Annotated in this window: 23 protein-coding genes; 11 read left to right on the top strand and 12 right to left on the bottom strand. The window is 66.8% G+C overall.

Translation table 11 applies throughout. The features are described from left to right. Window positions 1–24: 24 nt before the first annotated feature. Window positions 25–960: a diacylglycerol/lipid kinase family protein gene (locus FHR04_RS15360; protein WP_039686914.1), complete on the top strand. Its 936-nt coding sequence runs from the start codon at window positions 25–27 to the stop codon at window positions 958–960. A 25-nt stretch (window positions 961–985) separates the two neighbouring features. On the opposite strand, the gene FHR04_RS15355 is transcribed toward FHR04_RS15360, so the two are convergent. From FHR04_RS15355 to FHR04_RS15345, 3 genes are all read right to left on the bottom strand, one after another. Continuing rightward, window positions 986–1,456 (bottom strand): hypothetical protein, encoded by a 471-nt coding sequence (locus FHR04_RS15355; protein ID WP_139404182.1) that lies wholly within the window; start codon window positions 1,454–1,456, stop codon window positions 986–988. A gap of 41 nt (window positions 1,457–1,497) precedes the next feature. Further along, window positions 1,498–2,841 (bottom strand): asparagine--tRNA ligase, encoded by a 1,344-nt coding sequence (gene asnS, locus FHR04_RS15350; protein WP_139404181.1) that lies wholly within the window; start codon window positions 2,839–2,841, stop codon window positions 1,498–1,500. Between the two features lie 61 nt (window positions 2,842–2,902). Beyond that, the gene (locus FHR04_RS15345) at window positions 2,903–4,054 is read right to left on the bottom strand and encodes a glycosyltransferase (protein ID WP_139404180.1); all 1,152 of its coding nucleotides are present in this window, start codon (window positions 4,052–4,054) and stop codon (window positions 2,903–2,905) included. Window positions 4,055–4,219: 165 nt separating this feature from the next. On the opposite strand from FHR04_RS15345, the gene hisA reads away from it, so the two are divergent. Further along, window positions 4,220–4,951, top strand: coding sequence for a 1-(5-phosphoribosyl)-5-[(5-phosphoribosylamino)methylideneamino]imidazole-4-carboxamide isomerase (gene hisA / locus FHR04_RS15340; protein ID WP_139404179.1), 732 nt, complete (start codon window positions 4,220–4,222; stop codon window positions 4,949–4,951). On the opposite strand, the gene FHR04_RS15335 is transcribed toward hisA, so the two are convergent. After that, the gene (locus FHR04_RS15335) at window positions 4,948–6,255 is read right to left on the bottom strand and encodes a cation:proton antiporter (protein WP_139404178.1); all 1,308 of its coding nucleotides are present in this window, start codon (window positions 6,253–6,255) and stop codon (window positions 4,948–4,950) included. The two genes, hisA and FHR04_RS15335, sit on opposite strands and share 4 nt — an antisense overlap. Window positions 6,256–6,373: 118 nt before the next feature. Beyond that, on the bottom strand, window positions 6,374–7,546 hold the full coding sequence (locus tag FHR04_RS15330; RefSeq protein ID WP_139404177.1) for a YihY/virulence factor BrkB family protein: 1,173 nt from the start codon (window positions 7,544–7,546) through the stop codon (window positions 6,374–6,376). A gap of 55 nt (window positions 7,547–7,601) precedes the next feature. Between FHR04_RS15330 and FHR04_RS15325 the strand changes: the two genes are divergently transcribed. The 4 genes from FHR04_RS15325 to FHR04_RS15310 all read left to right on the top strand — a co-directional run bounded on the left by FHR04_RS15325 (window position 7,602) and on the right by FHR04_RS15310 (window position 12,941). Continuing rightward, window positions 7,602–8,030: a thioesterase family protein gene (locus FHR04_RS15325; RefSeq protein WP_139404176.1), complete on the top strand. Its 429-nt coding sequence runs from the start codon at window positions 7,602–7,604 to the stop codon at window positions 8,028–8,030. A gap of 112 nt (window positions 8,031–8,142) precedes the next feature. After that, window positions 8,143–9,888 (top strand): NAD-dependent malic enzyme, encoded by a 1,746-nt coding sequence (locus FHR04_RS15320; RefSeq protein ID WP_139404175.1) that lies wholly within the window; start codon window positions 8,143–8,145, stop codon window positions 9,886–9,888. Between the two features lie 405 nt (window positions 9,889–10,293). Next, window positions 10,294–11,577: a thiolase family protein gene (locus FHR04_RS15315; protein ID WP_139404174.1), complete on the top strand. Its 1,284-nt coding sequence runs from the start codon at window positions 10,294–10,296 to the stop codon at window positions 11,575–11,577. Continuing rightward, window positions 11,574–12,941 carry a 3-oxoacid CoA-transferase gene (locus FHR04_RS15310; protein WP_170213978.1) on the top strand — a complete coding sequence of 456 codons (1,368 nt, stop codon included), beginning with the start codon at window positions 11,574–11,576 and terminating at the stop codon, window positions 12,939–12,941. Before FHR04_RS15315 ends, FHR04_RS15310 begins: the two co-directional genes overlap by 4 nt. A 111-nt stretch (window positions 12,942–13,052) precedes the next feature. Here the strand turns inward: FHR04_RS15310 and FHR04_RS15305 are convergent, their stop codons facing one another. The 3 genes from FHR04_RS15305 to FHR04_RS15295 form a co-directional block, all read right to left on the bottom strand. Next, window positions 13,053–13,514 carry a YbjN domain-containing protein gene (locus FHR04_RS15305; RefSeq protein WP_039683722.1) on the bottom strand — a complete coding sequence of 154 codons (462 nt, stop codon included), beginning with the start codon at window positions 13,512–13,514 and terminating at the stop codon, window positions 13,053–13,055. Window positions 13,515–13,639: 125 nt separating this feature from the next. After that, the gene (locus FHR04_RS21610; protein ID WP_139404172.1) at window positions 13,640–13,942 is read right to left on the bottom strand and encodes a septal ring lytic transglycosylase RlpA family protein; all 303 of its coding nucleotides are present in this window, start codon (window positions 13,940–13,942) and stop codon (window positions 13,640–13,642) included. Between the two features lie 47 nt (window positions 13,943–13,989). Next, window positions 13,990–15,039: a M24 family metallopeptidase gene (locus FHR04_RS15295; protein ID WP_139404171.1), complete on the bottom strand. Its 1,050-nt coding sequence runs from the start codon at window positions 15,037–15,039 to the stop codon at window positions 13,990–13,992. A 200-nt stretch (window positions 15,040–15,239) separates the two neighbouring features. On the opposite strand from FHR04_RS15295, the gene sucC reads away from it, so the two are divergent. Together sucC and sucD are read left to right on the top strand one after the other, a co-directional pair. Then, complete coding sequence (sucC, locus tag FHR04_RS15290; RefSeq protein ID WP_139404170.1) at window positions 15,240–16,403, top strand: ADP-forming succinate--CoA ligase subunit beta; 1,164 nt, start codon at window positions 15,240–15,242, stop codon at window positions 16,401–16,403. Next, window positions 16,404–17,309, top strand: a complete 906-nt coding sequence (sucD, locus tag FHR04_RS15285; RefSeq protein ID WP_039683712.1) for a succinate--CoA ligase subunit alpha — start codon at window positions 16,404–16,406, stop codon at window positions 17,307–17,309. Window positions 17,310–17,549: 240 nt separating this feature from the next. Here sucD and FHR04_RS21605 read toward each other — a convergent pair whose 3' ends face one another. Then, a complete protein-coding gene (locus FHR04_RS21605) occupies window positions 17,550–17,675 on the bottom strand; it encodes a hypothetical protein (protein ID WP_260170244.1) in 126 nt (41 codons plus the stop codon). Window positions 17,676–17,785: 110 nt separating this feature from the next. On the opposite strand from FHR04_RS21605, the gene FHR04_RS15280 reads away from it, so the two are divergent. The 3 genes from FHR04_RS15280 (at window position 17,786) to FHR04_RS15270 (ending at window position 19,938) form a co-directional block, all read left to right on the top strand. Beyond that, the gene (locus FHR04_RS15280; protein ID WP_139404169.1) at window positions 17,786–18,355 is read left to right on the top strand and encodes a hypothetical protein; all 570 of its coding nucleotides are present in this window, start codon (window positions 17,786–17,788) and stop codon (window positions 18,353–18,355) included. A 135-nt stretch (window positions 18,356–18,490) separates the two neighbouring features. Further along, window positions 18,491–19,192, top strand: coding sequence for an alpha/beta fold hydrolase (locus tag FHR04_RS15275; protein ID WP_249039155.1), 702 nt, complete (start codon window positions 18,491–18,493; stop codon window positions 19,190–19,192). Continuing rightward, entirely contained in the window at window positions 19,189–19,938 is a 750-nt protein-coding gene (locus tag FHR04_RS15270; protein WP_139404167.1) for an alpha/beta fold hydrolase, read from the top strand. Before FHR04_RS15275 ends, FHR04_RS15270 begins: the two co-directional genes overlap by 4 nt. A gap of 85 nt (window positions 19,939–20,023) precedes the next feature. Here the strand turns inward: FHR04_RS15270 and aspS are convergent, their stop codons facing one another. The 3 genes from aspS to FHR04_RS15255 all read right to left on the bottom strand — a co-directional run bounded on the left by aspS (window position 20,024) and on the right by FHR04_RS15255 (window position 23,463). Further along, a complete protein-coding gene (aspS, locus tag FHR04_RS15265) occupies window positions 20,024–21,754 on the bottom strand; it encodes an aspartate--tRNA ligase (RefSeq protein WP_139404166.1) in 1,731 nt (576 codons plus the stop codon). Continuing rightward, window positions 21,751–23,073 (bottom strand): histidine--tRNA ligase, encoded by a 1,323-nt coding sequence (hisS, locus tag FHR04_RS15260; protein WP_139404165.1) that lies wholly within the window; start codon window positions 23,071–23,073, stop codon window positions 21,751–21,753. The genes aspS and hisS overlap by 4 nt, the downstream gene beginning before the upstream one ends. A gap of 102 nt (window positions 23,074–23,175) precedes the next feature. Beyond that, a complete protein-coding gene (locus FHR04_RS15255; RefSeq protein WP_338084767.1) occupies window positions 23,176–23,463 on the bottom strand; it encodes an IPT/TIG domain-containing protein in 288 nt (95 codons plus the stop codon). Window positions 23,464–23,497 lie beyond the last annotated feature (34 nt).

Below are 23,497 nucleotides of genomic sequence, written 5' to 3'. Positions count from 1 at the left end.
TCCAGCGCATATGATGTGTTGTACGTGAGCGCTTCCCAATCTTCGGTTCCCCCGCTGGCCGTCGTTCTCAATCCCAACGCGGGCGGGGGGCTGGCAACGCGCGAGTGGCCGCGTCTGGAGGCCGAGCTGAAGCGGCGCGGCCAGCCCTTCGAGCTGATCCTGGAGGGCAGCGGCGACGACGCCCTGGCCCGCATCCAGGCGCTGCCGCCCCAGATTGGTGTGCTGGCGGTGGGCGGCGACGGCACAGTGGGCGCGCTGCTGCCCGCGCTGGTGTCGGTTCCACAGCGGCCGGGCCGGCCGCTGGCGGTGGTGCCGCTGGGCACCGGCAACGACTTCGCGGGCATGCTGGGCCTGAAGACCGGCCACTTCGCCGAGGCGCTGGACCGCCTGAGCTTTCAGCCCCGCGACGTGGACGCGTTGGAGGTCCGCATTCTTGAGGGCGACGGCGCGGGCCGCACCCACATTCTGCTGAATGGTCTGGGCCTGGGCTTCGACGCCGCCGTGACCGCCAACATGGCGCATGCCCCAGCCCGCTTTCAGGGCTTTGCCCGTTACGCCTGGGCTGCCGTCGCCACCATCCGTGAGCTGCATCTGTCCGGCGTGCAGATCGCGCTGGACGGCCAATCCTTTTACAGCGGCCCCAGCCCCATCGTCGCCGTGATGAACGGCACCCGCTACGGCGGCGGCTTCCGCATCAGCCCGCAGTCCAGCCCGCGCGATGGCCTGCTGGACGTGGTGGCGGGCGGCCCCATGAACCGCCTGCAACTGGTGGGCCTGATGCTGCGTGTGCTGCGCGGCACCCATCTGGACCAGCCGCAGGTTCACGCCGCGCAGGGCCGCGAGGTCACGGTGCGCTGGGACGCACCCACGCCGCTCCACCTGGACGGTGACCTGCACGGTCAGGTCACTGCGATCCGGGTGAGGGTCCTGGCAGGCGCGGTGAAGTTGTTGAACGGCTAAGAGACGCCCGAGTTTAAAACTCAGTCTATTTGAGCCTCTTCATGGTGCAGTTCGACAAGCCCTCTTTGCTGCCGGTTCTGACGTAATCGCCGTACACGCCCCGCGCCGTCTGGAAAGCGTAGACGCCCTGGACAGTCTGACCGACTTCAACAGGAGCGTTGATCAGGCCGTTGCAGTCTCGTTTCTGGCCGTAAGGAGCTTTGCTCACGTTGATGGAAATGTGAGGTTTGATGTCACCGCCGGCCGAGAACGAGGCCGAAGCGTTATCGATGCCCTGCATTTCCTCGCCAACGTAAAACACCATGCCTCTCTCGTTGGAATGGAGAACGGGGATGGTGACCGTCGAGGGTTTCAGTCCATCCTCCCAGGCCACCTCCCAGACCTGCCCAGGGGCAAAGACCGGATCAACCAGCGCCTGTTCCTGGCTGGCGGTGGGGGCGCAGGCACCGAGCAAAATCATCATGACGGGGGTGAGCAGAGCGAAAGGCAGTTTCATCGGTGCGAGCATAGCCCAGCGCCCCATTTCAGAATTCTGACTCAGGGCCGCATCCGCGTCAGCATGCGCGGAAAGGGAATCGCCTCCCGAATATGGTCCAGGCCGCAGATCCAGGCGATCACGCGCTCCAGGCCCATGCCGTAGCCGGCGTGCGGCACGCTGCCCACCCGCCGCAGGTCCAGATACCAGTCGAAGGCCTCCAGCGGCAGGCCCTGTTCCTCGATGCGCGACTTGAGCAGGTCGTAGTCGTGGATGCGCTCGCTGCCGCCGATGATCTCGCCGTAGCCTTCGGGGGCGATCACGTCGTCGCACAGGGCCACGCGGGGGTCTTCCGGGTCCGGCTGCATGTAAAACGCCTTGATGGCCGCCGGGTACTTCTCGATGATGACGGGGCGGTCAAAGTGGTGGCCCAGAATCGTCTCGTGCGGCGCGCCCAGGTCGTCGCCCCACTCCACCGGCTGAACGTCGTCCTGCACGTTGGGCGGCAGATCTCCCGCCTCGATGTGCTGCCGCACGATCTCCAACGCCTCGGTGTAGGTGATGCGCGGGTAGTTCCCCTCGGCGGCCCCGGCCAGTTTGGCGGTGTCGCGGCCCAGCAGCTCCAGTTCCGGGGCGCACTCGTCCAGCGCGCGGCGCACGATGAAGCTGAGCATGCGCTCTTGCAGGTTCAGGTTCTCGCGGTGGTTGCTGGGGGCCACCTCCGGCTCGATCATCCAGAATTCCAGCAGGTGGCGGCGGGTCTTGCTCTTCTCGGCGCGGAAGGTGGGGCCGGAGGTGTAGACCTTGCCGAAAGCGAACGCGCCCGCCTCCGCGTGCAGTTGCCCGGTCTGCGACAGGTACGCCTTGTCCTCACCGAACAGGTCGATCTCGAACAGTTCGGTGGTGCCCTCGGCGGCGTTGGGCGTGAAGAACGGCGCGTCGAAGCGGATAAAGCCCTCGCCGTGGAAAAAGTCCACGATGGCGCGCTGCACGCTGTCACGCACCCGCATCACGGCCCAGGGGCGGCGGTGCCTCAGCCACAGGTGGCGGTGGTCCATCAGAAACTCGATGCCGTGTTCCTTGGGCGTGATGGCGTACTCGGCGTGGTTCTCCGAAATCGGCGTCAATTCACGCACGCTCAGCTCGACGCCACCGGGCGCGCGCTCGTCGGCTCGCACCTCGCCGGTCACGGTGACGGCCTGCTCCTGGGTCAGCCGCTTGGCGGCCTCGAACACGTTTTCTTCCACGTCGCCCTTGAACACGGTGGCCTGCACGAAGCCGCTGCCGTCGCGCAGTTTCAGGAACTGCAGTTTGCCCTTGCCGCTCTTGTCGGTCAGCCAGGCGTGAACCTGCACGCTCTGCCCGATGTGGTCCTTGAGGTCATGAATGCTGGAGTGGGAAGCCATGCGCGGAATTATGGCAGAGGCGGCGCGTTGTGGTCGGTGCGGCCCGGACTGTCGGTGTGGTTCAGCCGCGCGGGCGGCGGCGGGCCACCACACCGCGGTAGACCTCTTCCAGCGCCCGCGCCCGCACGGGCAGGTCGTACTGGGCAGCGCTGGCCCGCGCGCCCGCCTGCAGCGCGCCCAGCCGGTCCGGGTGCAGCGCGAACAGCAGCCCGTCGGCCAGCGCCTGTGGCGTCGCCTCGCGCACCGTGCCGTTCACGCCCTCCGTGGTCAGGTCCAGCGCGGCGGGGCTGCAGGCGGCCACCAGCGGCGCGCCCGCCGCCAGCGCCTCGATCATGCTCATGGGCAGCACCTCGCTGGTGCTGGCCGTCAGGAAAGCGTCGGCGGCGGCCAGCGCCTCCGGCACGCGGGCGTAGGGCACCGGGCCGGTAAACTTTATGCCCTCGGGCGCGTCCCTGGCTGCCGATATGCGGCTGGGGCCGTCGCCGACCACCAGCAGTCTCAGCTCCGGGCGGCTGGCCCGCGCCTGATCGAAGGCCCGGATCATCACGTCCAGATTCTTCTCGGGGGCCAGCCGGCCCAGGTACATCACCAGCGGCGCGTCCGGGGGCACATTGTGCTCGGCCCGGAACGCGTGCCCGTCGGCGGCCTGAAACGCGGCCAGATCCACCGGATTCGGGAACAGTTCCACATGCCCCCCGTAGCCGTACTCGTGCAGCATCTGGACCATGGCCCGGCCCGGCGCCAGCACCGCGTCTACCCGGCGGGCAAAGGCGCTGACGTGCGGGCGCAGCATGGCGCGGCCCAGGCGCGGGGGCATCGGGGTGTAGTGCAGGTACTCGTCGTACTGGGTGTGCGCCGTGAACACCACCGGCGCGCCCGACAGCCGGGACCATTTCAGCGCCAATCCCCCGGCCAGAAACGGGTGCATGGTGTGCAGCACGTCCAGATCTCGCAGTGGCAGGCGGGCGGTCAGCAGCGGACCGGGGGCCAGCAGCACCGGGTAATCCGCCGGGGCGCCCAGCGCCCGCGCCCCCAGAAACGAGCTGTTCAGGCGGTACACGCCGTTCTCCCGAGCGGGCATCAGCGGGTGGCGCGGGGCGAACACCCGGACCTCGTGGCCGCGCTCGCGCAGGCCGCGCACGAACAGCGCCGTGCTGGTCGCCACGCCGTTGCGGGACGGCAGGTAGGTCGCGGTGATGATTCCGATTCTCACACTGGGCGGCAGTCTAGAGCATGCGGGCCATTGTGAATGGGAAGACCGGCCCGCACGCCGCCGGGCGAAGTCGTCCGCGCCACCTCATTCGGTGTCTGCGGGTGGCCGGGTGGAATATCAGGTCTTGTGGCCCGGTCCAGGGGCAGCCCCGCTATCCTGCGCCGCATGACTGCTTCCGCTTCCTTCTCTGCGCCGCCGCTGATCATTCCCTGCGTGGACATCCAGTCTGGGCGCGCCGTGCGCCTGTACGAGGGCGATCCGGACCGCGAAACCGTGTATTTCGACTCGCCGCTGGCCGCCGCGCGCCACTGGGTCAGCCTGGGGGCCGGGCTGGTGCATCTGGTGGACCTGGACGCCGCCACCGGACGCGGCGAGAACCGCGCGGTGATCGCCCGCATCGTCGCCGAACTGGGCGTGCCGGTGGAGGTGGGCGGTGGCATCCGGGACCGCGCGGGGGCCGAGACGCTGCTGAAGAGCGGTGTGGACCGGGTGGTCCTCGGCACCGCCGCCGTGAAGTCGCCTGAACTGGTGGCCGAACTGATCGCCGCGCACGGCCCCGAGCGGGTGGTCGTCAGTCTGGACGCGCGCGGGCTGGAGGTCGCCACCCACGGCTGGGCGCACGGCAGCGGCCTGCAGGTGGCCGAGCTGACCCCCCGGCTGGCCGAGGCGGGCCTGGAAACCCTGATCTTCACCGACGTGACCCGCGACGGCACCCTGAGGGGCCTGGACCGCGACCTGATGCGGGAAGTGCGGCGGCTGTGGACCAACACCCTGATCGTGGGCGGCGGCGTCGCCAACACGGACGACGTGCGCCTGCTGGCCGAGGAGGGCATCCAGGGGGCCATCGTGGGCCGGGCCATCTACGAGGGCACGCTGGCGTATCCGGTCCGCCTCTAACCGGTCTGCGCTGTCGCCGTCGCGCGCCGGGCCAGCGCCGGGATGGTCAGCCCCTGCACCAGCAGGCTGAAGACCACCACCCCGTAACTCAGGACCAGCAGCATGTTGCGCAACTCGCCGTCCGGCACGTTGAAGGCCAGCGCCAGGGTGACGCCGCCGCGCAGCCCGGACCAGACCATCAGGCGGCGGGTGTACGGCGGAAACGTTTCGTGCCGTTTCAGCAGCGTGATGGGCAGCCACACGCCCAGCGCCCGCGCCCCCAGCGCCAGCGCGATCACGGCGGGCAGCAGCGCCAGCAGCGGCCAGCCCAGGTCCAGACTGAGGATCTCGAAGGCCATCAGCGTGAACAGCGCGGCGTTCAGCAGGTAGTCCACGAAGTTCCAGAAGGTGGCCAGGTGGTCGTGGATGGTATCGAGCCGGTCGTGGTGTTCGGCCTCCCACTGGGCCAGCGTGCCGCCCTGCCGGATCTTGCGGCGCACCAGTTGCAGCAGCGCCACCAGCGTCAGCCCGCCCATGACCGCCGTGACCGGGGCGCTGACCTCCAGCCGCTGCGCCAGCGCGTTGCCCCCCACCACCAGCGCCAGCGCGATCACCAGCCGGGTGTTCTCATCCAGCGCGGTGCGGCGGATGAAGGCGAAGGCCACCCAGCCCAGCGCCGCGCCCAGCGCGAGGCCGCCCAGCATCTCGCGCCCGAACAGCAGCAGCGTGCTCCAGACGGTCACGTCCTGCGTGACGGGCGGCAGCAGGGCCACCAGCACGGTAAAGGCCACCACGCCCACGCCGTCGTTGAACAGCGACTCCCCGGCGATCAGCGATTCCACCTTCTCCGGCACCCGGGCGGCCCGCAGCAGCGGCAGCGCCGCCACCGGGTCGGTGGGCGCGACGATGGCCCCGAACAGCAGCGCCGCCGCCCAAGGCACAGGCAGGCCCACCCACTGCAGCAGGTAGAACAGGCCGGTGCCCAGCGTCAGCAGGGTGGTCAGGGTGGTGAGCAGGGTCACGGCCACCACGCTCAGGCGTTCCTCGAACAGCAGCTTTACGTTGATCTGGATGGCGCTGGCAAAAAGCAGGAACCCCAGCAGCCAGTCGAAGACCAGCGAACCAAAGGGCAGCGAGGTCACGGTGGCCTGGAACTGGTCCGCCAGCGGCACACCCAGCCGGTCCAGTGCGGCCACGCCCCCGGCCAGCAGCAACCCGCCGATCAGGATGCCGATGGTGGGCGGCAGTTTGAAAAAGCGGCTGTTCAGAAAGGACAGCGCGGCCAGCAACACCACGAAGATGCCGAACGTCTCGCTGGAGGACATGGCGTCAAGTATGCCGCGCCCGTCGGCGTGCCTTTTCCTTCATGGTCCGGTGGCGTCCTGCTGCGGCGCATAGGGCCGGGAGGCCGCGCCCCCGGCTGCCCGGCGCCAATGTGAAGCGCTACCGTCCGCCCTTGCCCCCGGTCCAGCCCAGCAGCCGCAGAACGATCACGGCGGGCACGGCCAGCACGGCGCGCACCGCGTTCCACAGGGTGCCGCGTACCGTGGGCAGCAGCCGCCCCTCGGCGCGGGTGGGGGCGTGGGGCAGCACGCGCGGCAGTTTCGCGTTGGCCGTATCCAGCATCTCGCCCAGCCGCCCCGGCAATGACCCGCCCCTCTCCTCCTTCCGGCGGGCAGCCAGTTCCTGCGCGGTGGGCGCGGCGCTGATGTGCGCGCCCTTGCCGACCAGCGCGGCTTTCTTGTCCACGCTGGCCGCTCCGCCCGCGCCGGAGCCGAACTTCTGCGAGTACACCCAGGTGACCTCCGCGCCGAAGAAGAAGACCATGCTGGAAAAGTAGATCCACAGCAGCAGCAGCACCAGCGATCCGGCGGCCCCGAAAGCGCTGCCGGGCGCGGCCTGGCCTAGGTAGATGCCGATGCCGATCTGCCCCAGGGTGAACAGCACCGACGTGATCGCCGAGCCGATCCAGACCTCACGCCACTGCAGCTTGACGTTGGGCAGCACCTTGTACAGCGCGGCGAACACCACCGTCAGGATGCCCGCGCTGACCACGAACGTCGCGACCCGCACGAACAGCGTGCCCAGCCCGATCACCTCGCCCAGATGCTCGGCGATGGCCGACAGGTAGGTGTTGCCGATCAGAAAGGCGATGATGATCACGCCGATCAGCAGCACCAGCCCGAAGGAGACCAGCCGCGATTTGATCACGTTCAGGATGCCGTTGCCGGTGGCCGGTTCCGCGCCCCACAGGGTATTCAGAGCGTCCTGAAGCTGCACGAACAGGCCGGTGGACCCCATGAACAGCGTCACGAAGCCTGCGATGCTCGCCCACAACGTCGACTGTTGCAGGCGGCTGCCGTCGGGCACGATGCCCTTGACGAACTCCACGGCGCTCTGGTTCAGGTTGTCGGCCAGGAATTCGAACAGCCGCTCCTGCACGTTGGCGTTGGCCAGCAGCCCGCTGGCGACCGCCAGCACGAAAAACAGCAGCGGCGCAATGGCAAAGATGGCGTAGTACGCGATGGCGGCGGCCAGCCGCGGAGCCTTGTCCTGACTGAAAGCCAGCGCGGACTCGCGCAGCAGGGTGAACAGGTCGGCGGGCGTGAACCTCATAGGGGGCAGTCTAGCGGGCACCTCCCCCCCCGCCCGGTTGACCTAATCTGAAGGAATGCGCCCCATTCCCGCCGGCTTTATCCAGACCCTGATCCTCACCGTGACCGACGAGATGACCGTCGACTTCGGCGAACTCGGGGCTGTCCACCCGGTCTACGCGACGTACTGGCTGGCCAAACACTTCGAGGAGGCGGGCCGCAAGATCATCCTGCCGTTCCTGGACGACGGCGAGGGCGGCATCGGCTCGCAGGTGGAGGTGATCCACACCGGCCCGGCCCTGCCGGGTATGACCGTGACCGTGACCGCCACCTTCACGGCGCAGGAGGGGCGGCGCATCCACGCAGACATGCGCGCCGTCACCGAACTGGGCGACGAGATCGGCCACGGCAGCACCACCCAGTTCGTGCTGCCGCAAACGCGCATCGACGCCAACTTCGAGGCGCTGCGGGACCGCTGGGCGGCCCACCGGGAGCCTGGGAAGTAGGCGGGAAGGGAGGGCCGTCCGCTGCCCCCATTCCGTGTGGGGCGACAAACCACTTTGACTTCTAAGTATCTTGAGATGGCGTGTGCTCCGGCCCGCTATGCTGGGGGGCGATATGCCCAAATCTCCTCCTGTGTCCCGGTACTATGACGTCAAACGCGATGAACACGGCAAACGGTTTATCGACGTGCAGGTCAGCGGACTGGCCCTGCTGCAAAATCCCCTCCTGAACAAGACCACCGCCTTCACGCCCGAAGAGCGCCGGGACCTGGGGCTGGAGGGGCTGATTCCGCCGCACAACAGCAGCTTCGAGGAGCAGAAGGAGCGCACCTACCGCCGCTACCAGCGCAACGCCAATGACCTGGAAAAGCACGAATACCTGCGCGCCTTGCAGGACCGCAACGAGGTGCTGTTTTTCGGGGTCCTGGAAGACCACCTTGAGGAGATGCTGCCGATCATCTACACCCCCACGGTAGGCGAGGCGGTCAAGTTCTTCTCGAACAACTACCGCTACCCGCGTGGCTTTACCGTCAGCACCCAGGACATCGACCGGGTCGAGGACATGCTGGAGAACGTGCCGGTCAACGACGTGCGGATGATCGTCGCCACCGACAGCAGCGCGATTCTGGGCATCGGGGACCAGGGCTTCGGCGGCATGGCGATTTCAATTGGCAAGCTCTCGCTCTACACCGCAGCCGGTGGCGTCGGCCCCGACAAGACGCTGCCGGTCGAGCTGGACGTGGGCACCAACCGCCAGGACCTGATCGACGATCCGCTGTACCTGGGCGTTCACCACAAGAGATTGACCGGGGCCGCCTACGACGAGTTCCTGGACGCCTTCGTGGAGGCCGTCTCGGCCCGCTACCCCAAGGCGATCATCCAGTGGGAGGACTTCTCGCGCGGCACGGCCTTCCGGGTGCTGGAGCGCTACCGCAAGGTGGTGCCCAGTTTCAATGACGACATCCAGGGCACCGGGGCGATGGCCCTGGCCGGGGTGATGAGTGCCTCGCGCATCAAGGGCGAGCGCCTGTCGCAGCAGGTCTTCGTGATCGTGGGCGCGGGCGCGGCGGGGATCGGCGTCGCCACTGCCATCCGCCAGGGCCTGGAGGCCGACGGCCTGAGTTACGCCGAGGCCAACGCCCGCGTGTACGTGGTGGACCGTCACGGCCTTTTGATGGAAGGCCAGGACGATCTGGAACCGCAGCAGATGAGCTTCGTGCGGCGCAAGGAAGATCTCGTGGGCTGGACCTACGCCGGCGACTACCCCACCCTGCACGGCGTGATCGTCAACGCCGGGGCCACCGCGCTGCTGGGCTTTACCGGCGTGCCGGGGCTGTTCCGGCAGGAAAGCGTGGAGGCCATGCTGGAGCACACGCCGCGCCCGATCATCTTTCCCCTGAGCAACCCCAGCAGCCACGTTGAGGCCCGCCCCGCCGACCTGATCGAGTGGACGAAGGGCGGCGCGATCATGGCCTCCGGCAGCCCCTTCCCGGACGTGGAATACGGGGGCCAGAGCTACCCGGTGGGCCAGGGCAACAACGCCTTTATCTTTCCGGGCCTGGGCTTCGGCGCGGTGGCCGCCCGCGCCCGCGAGATCACCGACAACATGGTGATGGCGTCCGCGAAGACCCTGGCCGAGTTCACCCAGCAGTACGGCGAGCGCGTGTACCCGCCGATCAGCGCCCTGCGCGAGCTGAGCATCCGTGTGGCCGTCAACGTGGCGCGGCAGGCCATCACCGACGGTGTGTGCGCCGAGCGCCGCATCCGCACCATGACCGACGAGCAACTGGAAGCGGTCATACGGGACCGTGCGTGGCTTCCCCAGTACCTGCCGCTGCGCAAGGTGGGTAGCACCACTTAGCCCAAGCTCGGACCTCGATCCAATCGTTAATCGCTGCCCCGCCACCCTCCAGATTGCTTGGAGGGTGGCGGGGCAGCAGTGTGCATGCCTGGAGTCTTTAATTTGCCGTACGTTACGCCGGTTGATGGCATTGGGATGGGCTCTGCGGACTGTGAGAGTCGGGGGTCCCTGGCACCGCTGGAGCTGGCAGTCCCCTCCCGCGCTGAAACTCTGTTTGGCCGTTGAAGGTGCTAGAGGTGGAAAGTGCGGGTGTCGTCGGCCCGGACGACGTACCCGGCCGCCTCCCCACTTGGCATGCGTTAGCCTGTCCAGGCCGATTATCCGGGCGTCGGTCAGCGTTGCCAGATCACGCGGCCTGAATGCCTGAAAGACCGTCTGTTTCAGGACCTCGACAAGGAGAATCCCATGACCCACCCATCCCCCACTCCCCTGCAAGACCGCGACGTGGTGATCGTCAGCGCCGTCCGCACCCCGATTGGCGCCATTCGAGGCGCCCTGTCCACCGTGAGGCCCGATGATCTGGCCGCCCACATCATCAAGGCCGCCGTCGAGCGCAGCGGCGTGAATCCCGAACTGATCGAGGAAGTGATTCTCGGCTGCGCCAATCAGGCCGGCGAGGACAACCGCAACGTGGCGCGCATGGCCGCGCTGCTGGCCGGGCTGCCAGACACGGTGGCGGGCCTGACGGTCAACCGCCTGTGTGCCTCGGGCCTCAGCGCCATCAACACGGCGGCCCGCGCCATTCGCAACGGCGACGGTGACGTGTACGTGGCCGGTGGCGTGGAGAGCATGACCCGCGCCCCACTGGTGATGCCCAAGGGGGCCGGAGCGTTCCAGAACGGCAACGTCACCGCCTACGACACCACGCTGGGCTGGCGTTTCCCGAACCCTGCCATGGCCGAGCTGTTCCCGCTGGAAGCGATGGGCGAGACCGCCGAAAACATCGTGGAACGCAGCCGCGAAGGCGCTTACGCGGGCGGTGAGATCACCCGCGCCGATCAGGACGCCTTCGCGCTGGAATCGCAGCGTCGCACGGTGGCCGCCCTGAACGCCGGCCGCTTTAAAGACGAGATCGTGCCTGTCGAGGTCAAGGGCCGCAAGGGCGTGACCGTGTTCGACACCGACGAGCACCCCCGCTACGCACGGGAGGGCGAGACCTTCACGCTGGACACCTCGGCCGACAAACTCGCCGGGCTGAAGCCCGCCTTCCGCAAGGGCGGCAGCGTGACGGCGGGCAATGCCTCGGGCCTGAACGACGGCGCGGCGGCGCTGGTCCTGATGAGCGCAGGCAAGGCGCGGGAACTGGGTCTGGAGGTGCTGGCCCGCTGGGTGGGCGGCGCGGCAGCCGGCGTGGAACCGCGCGTGATGGGCCTGGGGCCGATTCCGGCGACGCACAAGGTACTGGAGCGGACAGGTCTGAACACCGGTGACCTCGATCTGATCGAACTCAACGAGGCCTTCGCCGCCCAGGGCCTGGCCGTGATCCGCGAGCTTGGCCTGGACCCCGAAAAGGTCAACGTCAACGGCGGCGCGATTGCGCTGGGGCACCCGCTGGGCATGTCTGGGGCGCGGCTGATCGTGGCGCTGACCCACGAACTGCGGCGGCGCGGCGGACGCTACGGGCTGGCCACCCTGTGCGTGGGCGTCGGGCAGGGCGAGGCGGCCATCATCGAGCGGGTGCAGGCGTGAAAACGGTGCCCATCATCTCCGCTGACGAGGCCGCCGCGCTGATCAAGTCAGGCGACACCCTGCTGGTGGGCGGCTTCGGCATGACCGGCAACCCGGTGCATCTGGTGCACGCGCTGGCCGAAACGCAGACCCGTGAGCTGACCTTCGTGGGCAACAACGTCGGTGAGGCGGGCCTGAGCGGGGGCCGATTACTGCGAAACGGGCAGCTGAAAAAGGCCATCGGCTCGTTCTTCACCAGCAACCGCGAGGCGGTGGCGGCGGCGCAGGAGGGCGCGCTGGACGTGCAGCTGATCCCGCAGGGCACGCTGGCCGAGGCGCTGCGGGCCGGCGGCGCGGGCATCGGCGGCTTCTATACGCCCACCGCCGCCGGAACCGTGATCGCCGGGAGCGCGGACGTGCGCGTGTTGAACGGTCAGGAGATGGTCTTCGTTCCGGCGCTGCGCGGTGACGTGGCCTTGATCCGCGCGTGGCGGGCCGACACGGCGGGCAACCTGCAATACCGACTGACCGAGCAGAACTTCAACCCCGCGATGGCGACGGCGGCGACGCTGGTCATCGCAGAAGTCGAAGAGATCGTGGAGGTGGGCGAGATTGCGCCCGAACACGTCCATACCCCCGGCCTATACGTGGATTATCTGGTGCAGGCCACCCTGACCCTGGCGGATCTGGGCAGCAGCGCCGATGTGAAGGGCGGAGCCAAACGCGTGGACGAGGCCCGCATGAACATGGCCCGCCGCGCCCTGCAGGAGCTGAGTCCTGGCGACGTGGTGAATCTGGGCATCGGCATCCCGACGCTGGTGGCGGACCTGATCACGCCCGAAATGAACATCAACCTGCACACCGAGAACGGCATGCTGGGCGTCGGCCCTGCGCCGGAGGGCGGCGGCGCGATGGACTTCCCCGTGAATGCGGGCAAGATTCCGGTCACTGCCCTGCCGGGAGCGAGCTATTTCGACTCTGCGGCGTCCTTCGGCATGATCCGGGGCGGCCACGTGGACGTGGCAGTCATGGGCGGCTTGCAAGTGGACGCGGCGGGCAATCTGGCCAACTGGGCGGTGCCGGGCAAGCCCCTGCTGGGCGTGGGCGGTGCGATGGACCTGGCCAGCGGCGCCAGACGGTTGATCGTGACCATGACCCATACGGACCCGGACGGCACCCCAAAGATCGTTGAGGAGTGCACGCTGCCGCTGACCGCGCGAGGTGCGGTGGACATGATCATTACCAATCAGGCGGTCTTTGAGTTTGTGGATGAACAGCTCACCCTGACCGGATTGATGCCCGGTGCATCCCTTCAAGACGTTCGCCGGAGCACGGAAGCCCACTTTGCAGAACGCCTGACAGAGCAGACCGTCGTTGAAATCTGATAGATCGAACAAAAAATTCACGAGCAAGTATATCGTGAATACTTTCACTAATAGAGCGCAAAAGAGAGGCGGGCTGGAGACCCACCTTCACTCTTCGCTCTGATCTGAGGCTCAGGCCTGGGGCTGCTGCAACTGCGGGCCGGGAACGAAGCCTTCCAGCGTGGCGTAATCGTCCTGGAAGTGCATCAGGACGCCGCCAAACAGCGTGTCGAAGGTTTCCTGGGGCATTTCGGCCAGGGTGGGGTAGAAGCCCACGTATTCCAGCCACACGTTGCCGTCGGCGTCAATGCTGCGGGCAAAGGCGCGCTCGCGGTTGCGGTCGTTGAGCATGTTGACCACTTCGTCGCGGCGATCCGTGTAGGTCTTCTGGGTCACGCAGGTGACTTCCAGGCGCGAGGTGTTGTTGGGGCCGTCATTGACGCTGACCAGCACGGCGGCGTCGCCCATCTCGAAGCGCCAGCCCATGCGGATGAAGCGCTGGCCGTTGTTCTCTTCCATATCGAGCTGGACTTCCTTTTCCTTCAGGTACTTCGCCAGCGTATCCAGGGTCAGCAGTGCCGTTTCCATCGTCATTAAAACCATCTCCTTGAGGGGGTGAAGCTCAACTCTACTTACGGTGTGGTTGAAACCCGAACGATTCTAACACCTGCCGTCCACCGAGGAACTTGAACCGGGGGCAAGGTGAGGGGGGTGGGCCTTCAGGGTCTGGACAGAATCCTCAGGGTCACCGGAGCCACGCCCTGGGCCAGGATGCCCAGCGACGCGGCGGCGGACCGCGACAGGTCGATGATCCGCCGCGAATTGCCGAACGGTCCCCGGTCATTGACCATCACGTCCACGCTGCGGCCCGTGCCGCTGTGCGTGACGCGGACCCAGGTGCCGAACGGCAGGCTGCGGTGCGCGGCGGTCATGACCGTGCCCTGCGCGGCCCGCCCGCCGTAGAACACCGCCGAGCCGCTCTGGAAGACGGCCGACGACGCACCGGCTGCGCCAAGGCTCATGTTGCCCACGGGGAAGAGGAGCAGCGCAAGAGCCAGCGCCGCCCGCTTCAAACCGGCTCCTTGGGGGCGTGGCTCAGCACCTCGTACCCGTCCTCGGTGACCAGCAGCAGATCCTCGATCCGCACGCCGCCCACGTCTGGCAGGTACGCCCCCGGCTCGATGGTGATGACCATGCCTGCCTGCAGCACGTCCTCGCTGGTGCCGCGCAGCCCTGGCCCCTCGTGAACCTCCAGGCCGACGCCGTGGCCCAGCGAGTGCGCGAAGGCCTCGCCCAGCCCGTGCCCAGTCAGGATGTCACGCGCCATCTTGTCCAGATCAGCGGCGCGCACGCCCGGTTTGACCGCCTTCACGGCCGCTTCCTCGGCTTCCAGCACCGCGTTGTACACCCGCCGCATCTCGTCCGAGGGCTGGCCCACCGCCACCGTGCGGGTCATGTCGCTGTTGTACCCGTTCAGGCGCGCGCCCATATCCACGGTGACCAGTTCGCCGTCCTGGATGACGCGTTCCGAGGCGTGGCCGTGCGGCATGGCTCCGCGCGGCCCGCTCGCCACGATCACGTCGAAGGCGTTCGTGGCCCCGGCCTTTCGCAGCCGCATCTCGATCTCCAGCGCGATGTCCAGTTCCCGCGCCCCGGCAACGATCAGGGGCCTCACGTCGTTGAACACCCGATCCGCCAGAGCCTGCGCGGCCCGGATCGCCCCAATCTCATCGGGGGTCTTGAGCTGCCGCAGCCCCTGAATCACGCCGCGCAGAGGCACCAGTTCGGCCTCCGGCCAGTGTGTCTTCAGGTCTTCCAGGCCCGCCACGGTCAGGTTGTCGGCCTCGAAGCCCACCCGCTTGCCCTTCAGATCACCGGAGGCGTGCTGGAAGGTTTCCGGCGGACGGGCGATGTGCTGCGGCACCCGCGATTCCTCACGGGCCTGGACGGTGTAACGGGCGTCGGTGTACAGGGTGGCGGCGTCCGGCGTCACCAGCACCTTGCCGTCCTCGGGGGACGTGAAGCCGGTCAGCGCCCGCACATTGGCAGGGTGACTGACCCACAGGGCGTCCACGCCCGCGTCGTTCATTGCGGCTCTCAACTGTTGCAGTTGGCTCATAACCAGGGACGCTAACATCTTGCCCGCCGCCTGTTCGTGCCTCTGCTCCCACCCTGTCCCCGTTCAGGAGACACCCCTGCAGTTAAGGATTTGCCCCTGAAACGCCGCGCAATCTGACGGGACGCTTATACTCCTCTATCGGGACAACACGAGATTCGCACACCGGGCCACCCCAGGCCCCATCCCCAAGGAGGGACACTGTGAAGCTTCACGAATATCAGGGCAAGGAAATTCTGCGCCAGTTCGGCGTCAATGTGCAGGAAGGCCGCACCGCGACCACCCCCGACGAGGTGCGTCAGATCGCGCGCGATTACGGCGACGCCGTGGTCGTCAAGGCCCAGGTGCACGTCGGCGGGCGCGGCAAGGCGGGCGGCGTCAAGTTCAGCCCCACCCCCGACAAGGCCTACGAGAACGGCGAGAAGATCCTGGGCATGGACATCAAGGGCCTGACCGTCAACAAGGTGCTGGTCACGAAAGCCGTGGACATCGACGCGGGCACCGAGTACTACATCGGCATGATCGTGGACCGCAACGTCCAGAGCTTCACCCTGATGGCCTCCGCCGAGGGCGGCGTGGACATCGAGGAAGTGGCCGCCGAGACCCCCGAGAAGATCGTGCACTACCGCGTCGATCCGATCACGGGCCTACGCCCCTACGAGGCCCGTGCGGTGGCCATCCAGGCCGGCTTCAAGGGCAACCTGAACAAGATTGCCGACATGATGGTCAAGCTCAGCCAGGCCGCGCTGGAGCGCGACGCCGTACTGGTGGAGATCAACCCGCTGTTCGTGGACGCCTCGGGCACCCCGCTGGCGCTGGACACCAAGTTCGAGATTGACGACAACGCCATGTACCGCCACAAGGATCTGGCCGACTGGCGCGAGCTGGAAGCCGAGCACCCCCTGGAAATCGAGGCCAGCAAGTACGGCTTCGCCTACGTCAAGCTCGACGACGGCAACGTGGGCGTGCTGGGCAACGGCGCAGGCATCGTGATGACCTCGCTGGACGTGGTCAACCGCGCCGGGGCCAAGCCCGCCAACTTCCTGGACATCGGCGGTGGGGCCAAGGCCGAGATCGTTTACAACGCGGTCAAGCTGGTCAGCAAGGACACCGACGTCAAGGCCATCTTCATCAACATCTTCGGCGGCATCACCCGCGCCGATGAAGTCGCCAAGGGCGTGATTCAGGCGTTGCAGGACGGCATCCTGACCAAGCCCGTCCGTATGCGTATCGCCGGCACGGCGGAAGAGGAAGCCAAGGCGCTGCTGGCGGAAGTCAACAGCCCCCTGATCCAGATGTACCCCAACATGTTCGACGCCGCCGCCGAAGCGGCCAAAGAAGCCAACGCAGGGGAGGCGAATAAGTAAATGGGCATTCTCGTAGGCAAAGACAGCAAGGTGATCGTCCAGGGCATGACCGGACGTGAAGGCGCGAGCCACAGCCGCGCCATGAAGGACTTCGGCACCCAGGTCGTCGCGGGCGTGACCCCCGGCAAGGGCGGCACCGACTTCGAGGGCTGGCCGGTGTACAACTCGGTGGCCGAGGCCAAGGAAGCAACGGGCGCCAATGTGTCCATCATCTTCGTGCCGCCCGCCGGGGCCGCCGACGCCGTGCTGGAAGCGGCCCACGCCGGCATGCCCCTGATCGTGCTGATCACCGAGGGCGTGCCCACGGTGGACATGATGAAGGCCGTGCAGGAAGTCAAGGCGCTGGATGCCCAGAGCCGCGAAAACGGCGGCGAGGGTGTGCGCCTGATCGGCGGCAACTGCCCCGGTCTGGTGACCAACGGGGAAGCCAAGGTGGGCATCATGCCCAACAAGATCTACACCCAGCCCGGCCGCATCGGCCTGATCAGCCGCAGCGGCACGCTGACCTACGAGGCGGCCAAGCTGCTGAACGACGCCGGCATGGGCACCTCCACCACCGTGGGCATCGGCGGCGATCCCGTGATCGGCACCACCTTCGCCGACGTGCTGCCCATGTTCGAGGCCGACGACGGCACCGACGCCATCGTGGTCATCGGTGAAATCGGCGGCGCGGACGAGGAAGCGGCGGCCGAGTACATCAAGAACAACATGAAGAAGCCTGTCGTGGCTTTCATCAGCGGACGTAGCGCCCCGGCCGGCAAGCGCATGGGCCACGCCGGCGCCATCATCATGGGCAACGTCGGCACCCCCGAGAGCAAGCTGGCCGCCTTCAAGGACGCCAATGTGCCGGTGGCCGACACCATGCCCGAGATCATCGATCTGGTCAAGGCGGCGCTGAACAAGTAATACGGATTCCGTTTGTTTCGTGTAGACATCGGGACAGCTCCGATCTCTACACTCCACGTCCGGAACCCGTTTTCCTCATTCTCGCTTCGCTCGGATTTCCAGGTGTTTTCAACACCTTTCAATCGGAGTCCGTATAATTCAACTTTTTTGACGAGAGACTGCCCTTCGTTGGCAGTCTCTTTTCTGTGCTACCTGACGCTCAACCTCCGAACTGCTTCGTGGCTGCGTTCACCTGCGTCCTCATGCAATCAGGAGTTGGGCGGCGACTTCCTGTTCCTGATTTTTAATCTCGCGGGAGGCCGGCAGAGAAGAATCGGCTATCGCCGCCAAGTGCGGGGTGAGCGCGGTGTCGTCGTCTGCAGCCATTCCTGCGTGAGACTGGTTTCCTCCCGAAGCCTACTGGCCCGGCGGCTGATTCTGGATCCTCCAAATGGAGGCGTCACGTCCGGATCAGCCGCCGGGCGTACACTCCTGCTATGAATGCTCGCCTCCTGATTCCCCTGGCGCTGGGTCTGCTGGCGGCCCCGGCGTCGGCCCTGACCGTCAGAGGCGTGGTGCAGGGCAGTGTGGCTCCGGAGTCGCGGATCGGCGGTTTCGCGGTGACGCCCTTCGGGCAGCCGGTGCAGGAATTGGTCAGTGCGGCGGTGGACGCGGGCCGGTTTCAACTCGACCTACCCGACACTGCGCCCCCCACACGCGCCCAGGCGGTGCTGACATCACAGAACGTGTCCTGGCCCGGCGTGATCGATCCAGTCCAAGTCAGCGCCGCCGTGCAGGCAGGGGAGCTGAAATTCTTCGTCTACCGTGATCAGAACGGCAACGCCCGCCACGACGACAATGAGGCCCTGCGCGAAGTTGCGCCAATGGTTGCGAAGACTACTCTTTTTATCCCCTGGGTTAGCGCGGATGTGACGGTGACGGCCAATAAAGGATATCAGGCGACTCTGAAAAGGGGCTGGAACGCCTTTTTGGTGGATGTCGGACGAACGGTCACCGTCCAACAGGCCTCGGACACGGTCATGGTCACAGTCTCTATTCAAAAATAGATGGGAATACAAAATTCACGAATAGGTTTATCGTGAATATATTCACGAGTCGTCTTGGCTGTCCGAAGAATGCGGACTTGAGGCGCTATGCTGCCGGCTGTGTCCAGCGGTGTCTACGAGCGGTCAGGGGTCAGGATGCATTATCGCGTCCTGGGAGAGGGGCCGCCGATGGTGCTGGTTCACGGCCTGAGTGGGTCCTCACGCTGGTGGCGCCGAAACCTCCGGGCGCTGACACGGCGTCACCGGGTGTATGCCCTCGACCTGTCGGGCTACGGTGCGGCCCGCCGCCAGCGCGCCCTGTCCGTGCGTGAGAGTGCGGCCCTGATCGCCGACTGGTTAGAGGCCGAGAATCTGCAGGACATCACCCTGATCGGCCACTCGATGGGCGGTCACATCTGCATCCGGGTGGCGGCGGGTCATCCACAGCGCATCGAGAACCTGGTGCTGGTGTGTGCCAGTGGGCTGCTGAAAGCCAGCGCCTACCGCACTGCCCTGAACCTGCCGCGTGCGCTGGTCACCGGGCGCAAGCGCTTTGTGCCGCGCATCCTCACCGACGCGCTGCTGGCCGGACCGCTGAACCTGTGGCGCAACGCCAGCGACCTGCTCAAGGACAGTGTGCAGGATTGCCTGCCCATGATCACTTCCAGAACGCTGGTGGTGTGGGGCGAGCGCGACGCGCTGGTGCCGTTGCCGCTGGGCGAGTTGCTGGCCCGTTCGATTGCGGGGGCACAGCTGGCGGTGATTCCCCACGCCGGGCACGTGGTCATGGTGGACGCGCCGGACGAGTTCAATGCTGCCGTGCTGACGTTCGTCGATGGGCCGCAGGGCGCCGGATGACTGCTGGACGTGCCCTGTATCTGGAGGTGAACGGACTGTCGACCCACGCCTGGGTGCGGGGAAGTGGGCCACCGCTGGTGATCGTGCCGGGGCTGGGCTGTGCCTCCTGGATGTACGTGCGTGTATCACGCGAGTTGGCCCGTCGCCGAACCGTCTACGTGTATGACCCGCCTGGCCACGGATACAGTCAGGGCCTGCCGCATCTGCCGGACTGCATCGAGCAGCTGACCGATCACCTGGCCGCCTGGCTGGACGTGGCGGGCCTGAAGGGGGCGCCCATCTTCGGACACTCGCTGGGTGGCGAAGTGGCCTTCGATCTGGCGGCGCGTTACCCGCAGCACGCCGGTGCTCTTATTGCCTGCGCTCCCACGGGCATTCCTGAGAACCCCAGTGTCTTTGCCCAGCTGGTCCGTCTGCTACTGGACCTGCCACGCGAGCGTCTGGGCCTCCTGGTGCCGGGCCTGCGGGCCTACGCCCACTGTGGCGTGCGCCGGATGCTCAAGCTGGCCCATGACCAGGACCACCATGACACCGGGCGTCTGCTGCCGAAGATCAAGGTGCCAACGCTGCTGGTCGACGGGACCTCCGATCCAGTCATCCGGTTGTGGACCCTCGAAGCCATCCGCAACGCCATCCCCGCTGCCTATGTCTGTCAAATCGAAGGCGGCACCCACGCCTTGCCCGACGTGTTTCCACGGGCGGTGGCCCGGTACACGCTCGACTTTCTCGGCGCCGTCAAGCATTAGTGCATAAAACTTTCACGATCTAAATTCATCGTGAAACCATTCACTAGCAGATCATTTGAAGAGGAGGCTCTTTGCCCCCTCAGTTCTATTCTGCCTTTATGGCCAGCCCCACCTCGTCCAACTGCGCCTCCGAAACAGGGGAGGGCGCCTGCGCCATCAGATCCGCGCCGCGGTTGTTCTTGGGAAAGGCGATCACCTCGCGGATGCTGCTCGCCCCGGACATCACCATGATCAGCCGGTCAAAGCCCCAGGCGATGCCGCCGTGCGGGGGCGTGCCGGACTCCAGGGCGTCCAGAAAGAAGCCGAACTGCCGCCGCGCCTCCTCGGGGGAAAAGCCGATGGCCGCGAACATCTGTTCCTGCACCGCCGGATCGTGAATCCGGATGCTGCCGCCGCCGATCTCGAACCCATTGAGCACCAGATCGTAAGCCTGGGCGCGAATCTCACCCTGCCGTTCAGTGCCGAACAAGGCCACGTCGTCCGGGTGAGGAGCCGTGAAGGGATGATGCATGTAGGTCCACGTGGCGCTGTCCTCATCGTATTCCAGCTGGGGAAAATCGGTGACCCACGACACGTGGAACTGCGGGCCGGCCTGGGCCAGAGCGAACAGGTCGCGCAGACCCAGGCGTACAGCCCCCAGCGCAGTGACCGCCCGCTTCCACTCGCCCGCCGCAAACAGCAGGGTGCCGCCCTCCTGCACGCCCGTGCTTTCAAGGAGGGCCGCCGTTTGATCGGTCAGAAATTTGCTGACGCCGCCTGTGAAGCCGTCACCGTTGCGTTTGGCCCACGCCAGCCCCCTGGCGCCGTTCTGCTTGGCCACCCGCTCCAGCTCGTCGATCTGCTTGCGGGTCAGCTCCGGGGCGGCCAGCACCTTGACCGTTTCTGCGCTGGCGAAAGCGGCAAATTCACCGCCCGCGAACAGCCTGGTGACATCCGCAAACTCCAGGCCGAAACGGAGATCAGGCTTGTCCGAGCCGGAGCGGTCCATCGCGTCGCGGTAACTCAGGCGTGGGAAGGGAAGAGGCAGGTCCACATCCAGCACGGTCTTGAAGACGTGCGCGAGGAGCCGCTCCTGCAGGTCCAGCACGTCTTCCTGCTCCACAAAGGACATTTCCATGTCGAGCTGTGTGAAATCCGGCTGACGGTCGGCGCGCAGGTCCTCGTCGCGGAAACAGCGGGCCAGCTGGTAGTAACGGTCAAATCCGGCGATCATCAGCAGTTGCTTGAACAGCTGCGGACTCTGCGGCAGGGCGTAGAACTCGCCGGGGTTCTGGCGGCTGGGCACCAGGAAATCCCGTGCGCCCTCCGGCGTGGACCGGGTGAGCATCGGCGTTTCCACCGCCACGAAGCCCTCGGCGTCCAGAAAGGCCGTGACCGCCGCCGTCGCCCGGCTGCGCAGCATCAACGCGCGCTGCATCTCCGGGCGGCGCAGGTCCAGATAACGGTACTTGAGGCGGATGTCCTCGGCCACCTCGGCCCCTTTTTCCAGCTCGAAGGGCGGCGTTTTGGCGGCATTCAGCACCCGCACGCGCGAGGCGATCACCTCGTAATCGGCGGCGCCGCCCTTGCGCTGGCTCTCGGGGCGCAGTTGATAGGTGCCCTCGATCTCGGCCACGTACTCGGCACGCAGGCGATCCGCCTCGGCGAAGGCGGGGGCGTCCGGCTCCACCTGCACCTGAATCAGCCCGCTGCGGTCACGCAGTTCCAGGAAGATCAGGCCGCCCAGATCGCGGCGGCGGTTCACCCAGCCCTGCAGGGTCACGGTTTGCCCGGCGTGGGTGGGGGAGAGGTGGCCGATCATGGCGGTGCGTTTCATGGGGACTCCTGTGGAGAGGGGGGCGTGAGGGAAGAAGCTTCGAGGAAGGCCGCCAGTTCGGAAACCCCGATCACGCGCTGCTCGCCGCTGTGCAGGTTCTTGAGGCTGAGCGTGCCGTTCTCGACCTCCTGGGACCCCAGCAGCGCGATCCAGCGCACGCCCCGGCGTTCGGCGTCCTTGAAGGCGCCGCCCGGTTTCATGGCGCGGTAGGCGAACTCGGCGCGGGCCACGGCGCGGGCCGCAAACGCAAGCCTCGCCGCGTGGGGCACGTTCTCCTCATCCAGCGCGACGACATAGAGCAGCGGTCCTTCACCCTGCGGCAACGTGACCCCTTCGGCGTCCAGCGCCAGCAGCAGCCGCTCGACGCCGAAGGCCCAGCCGATGCCCGGCGTGGGTGGCCCGCCCAGAATCTCGGCCAGCCCGTCGTAGCGTCCGCCCCCGCCCAGCGCGGATTTCGCGCCCACGCCCTCATGGTGCAGTTCCCAGGCGGTGCGTCGGTAGTAGTCCAGTCCGCGCACGATGCTGGGATCCAGGGTATACGGCACGCCCCAGGCTTGCAGGTACCCCTGAACCGCTTCGAAGTGCGCCCGCGCCTCGTCACCCAGGAAATCGAGCATGGGCTTCACGGCCAACTCGGCGAGCAACTGCTGGTCGCCCTCGCTCTTGCTGTCGAGAATTCGCATGGGGTTGCGGGTCAGGCGGTCTTTGGAGTCGTCCGAGAGGCGGTCTGCGTGCGAGGTAAACAGCCCGCGCAGGTAGACGTTGTAGGCCTCCCGATCCGCCGGGTCGCCGATGCTGCCCAGCTTGACGCGCACTTCCTTCAGGCCCAGTTCGCGCACCACGTCCACCATCAGGGCAATCGCCTCGGCGTCCACCAGGGGATCGCTGCTGCCCAGCACCTCGTAATCCACCTGATGAAACTGGCGGTAGCGGCCCTTCTGCACATTCTCGGCACGGAAGATCGGCCCACTGGTCCACAGCTTCAGCGGCGCGGGCAACTGCTTGAGGCCGTTCTGAAGGTACGCCCGCACGATGGCTGCCGTGCCCTCCGGCCGCAAGATGAAGCCGCCGTGATCCCCGAAGTAATACACGGTGAACATCTCCTTGCGGACGATGTCGGTGCTGTCGCCCACGCCGCGTTTGACGAGTTCGGCCTCCTCGAAGATCGGGGTTTCGATGCGCTGCGCCCCGGCGCGCTCCAGCACGTGCCGGGCCTTTTCGGTGAGCCAGGCATGCGCGCCTGCGCTGATCAGCGGTGAGAGTTTGGGACTGCCCGGTGGCAGCAGATCGTTGGTCCCCTTGGGGCGGGTAATCGCCATAACAGAGGGGAGTCTACGGGTCCGGGGGTCCGGGGGTCAAAGACGCAACAGGGAAGAGGCCGCCTCCCCCATTTCTGGAAGGGCGGCCCCAGGCAAGCAGGACTACTGGCGGACGCTGTAGGGCAGCCCGGTGGACTGCTTGCCCGCGACTTCCACGAACAGCCAGCTGCCGCCGACGGGCGCGTCGCTGGGAATGGTCAGGACGATCTGGCTGTCGGTCCAGGACTGAATGGCCGAGGTCGGGAAGACATAGCCCCCTTTGCCGGATTCGTCGGCCCCCAGGCGAACCTGTCCGGTGGTGGGGCCGCCGAGGTAGCGGCCCTGGATGGTCACCGACTCGCCGCGCGGAGCGGCTTCGGAAACCTTGATCAGCACCGGAGTCACCGTCACGAAGCGGTCTGTGGATTGAGAAGGCGCGCAGGAC

The sequence above is a fragment of the Deinococcus radiopugnans ATCC 19172 genome (genome assembly GCF_006335125.1).
Taxonomy (GTDB): domain Bacteria; phylum Deinococcota; class Deinococci; order Deinococcales; family Deinococcaceae; genus Deinococcus; species Deinococcus radiopugnans.
Note: the sequence above shows the minus strand (reverse complement) of the source record. Positions and strands in the feature narration are given on the sequence as shown.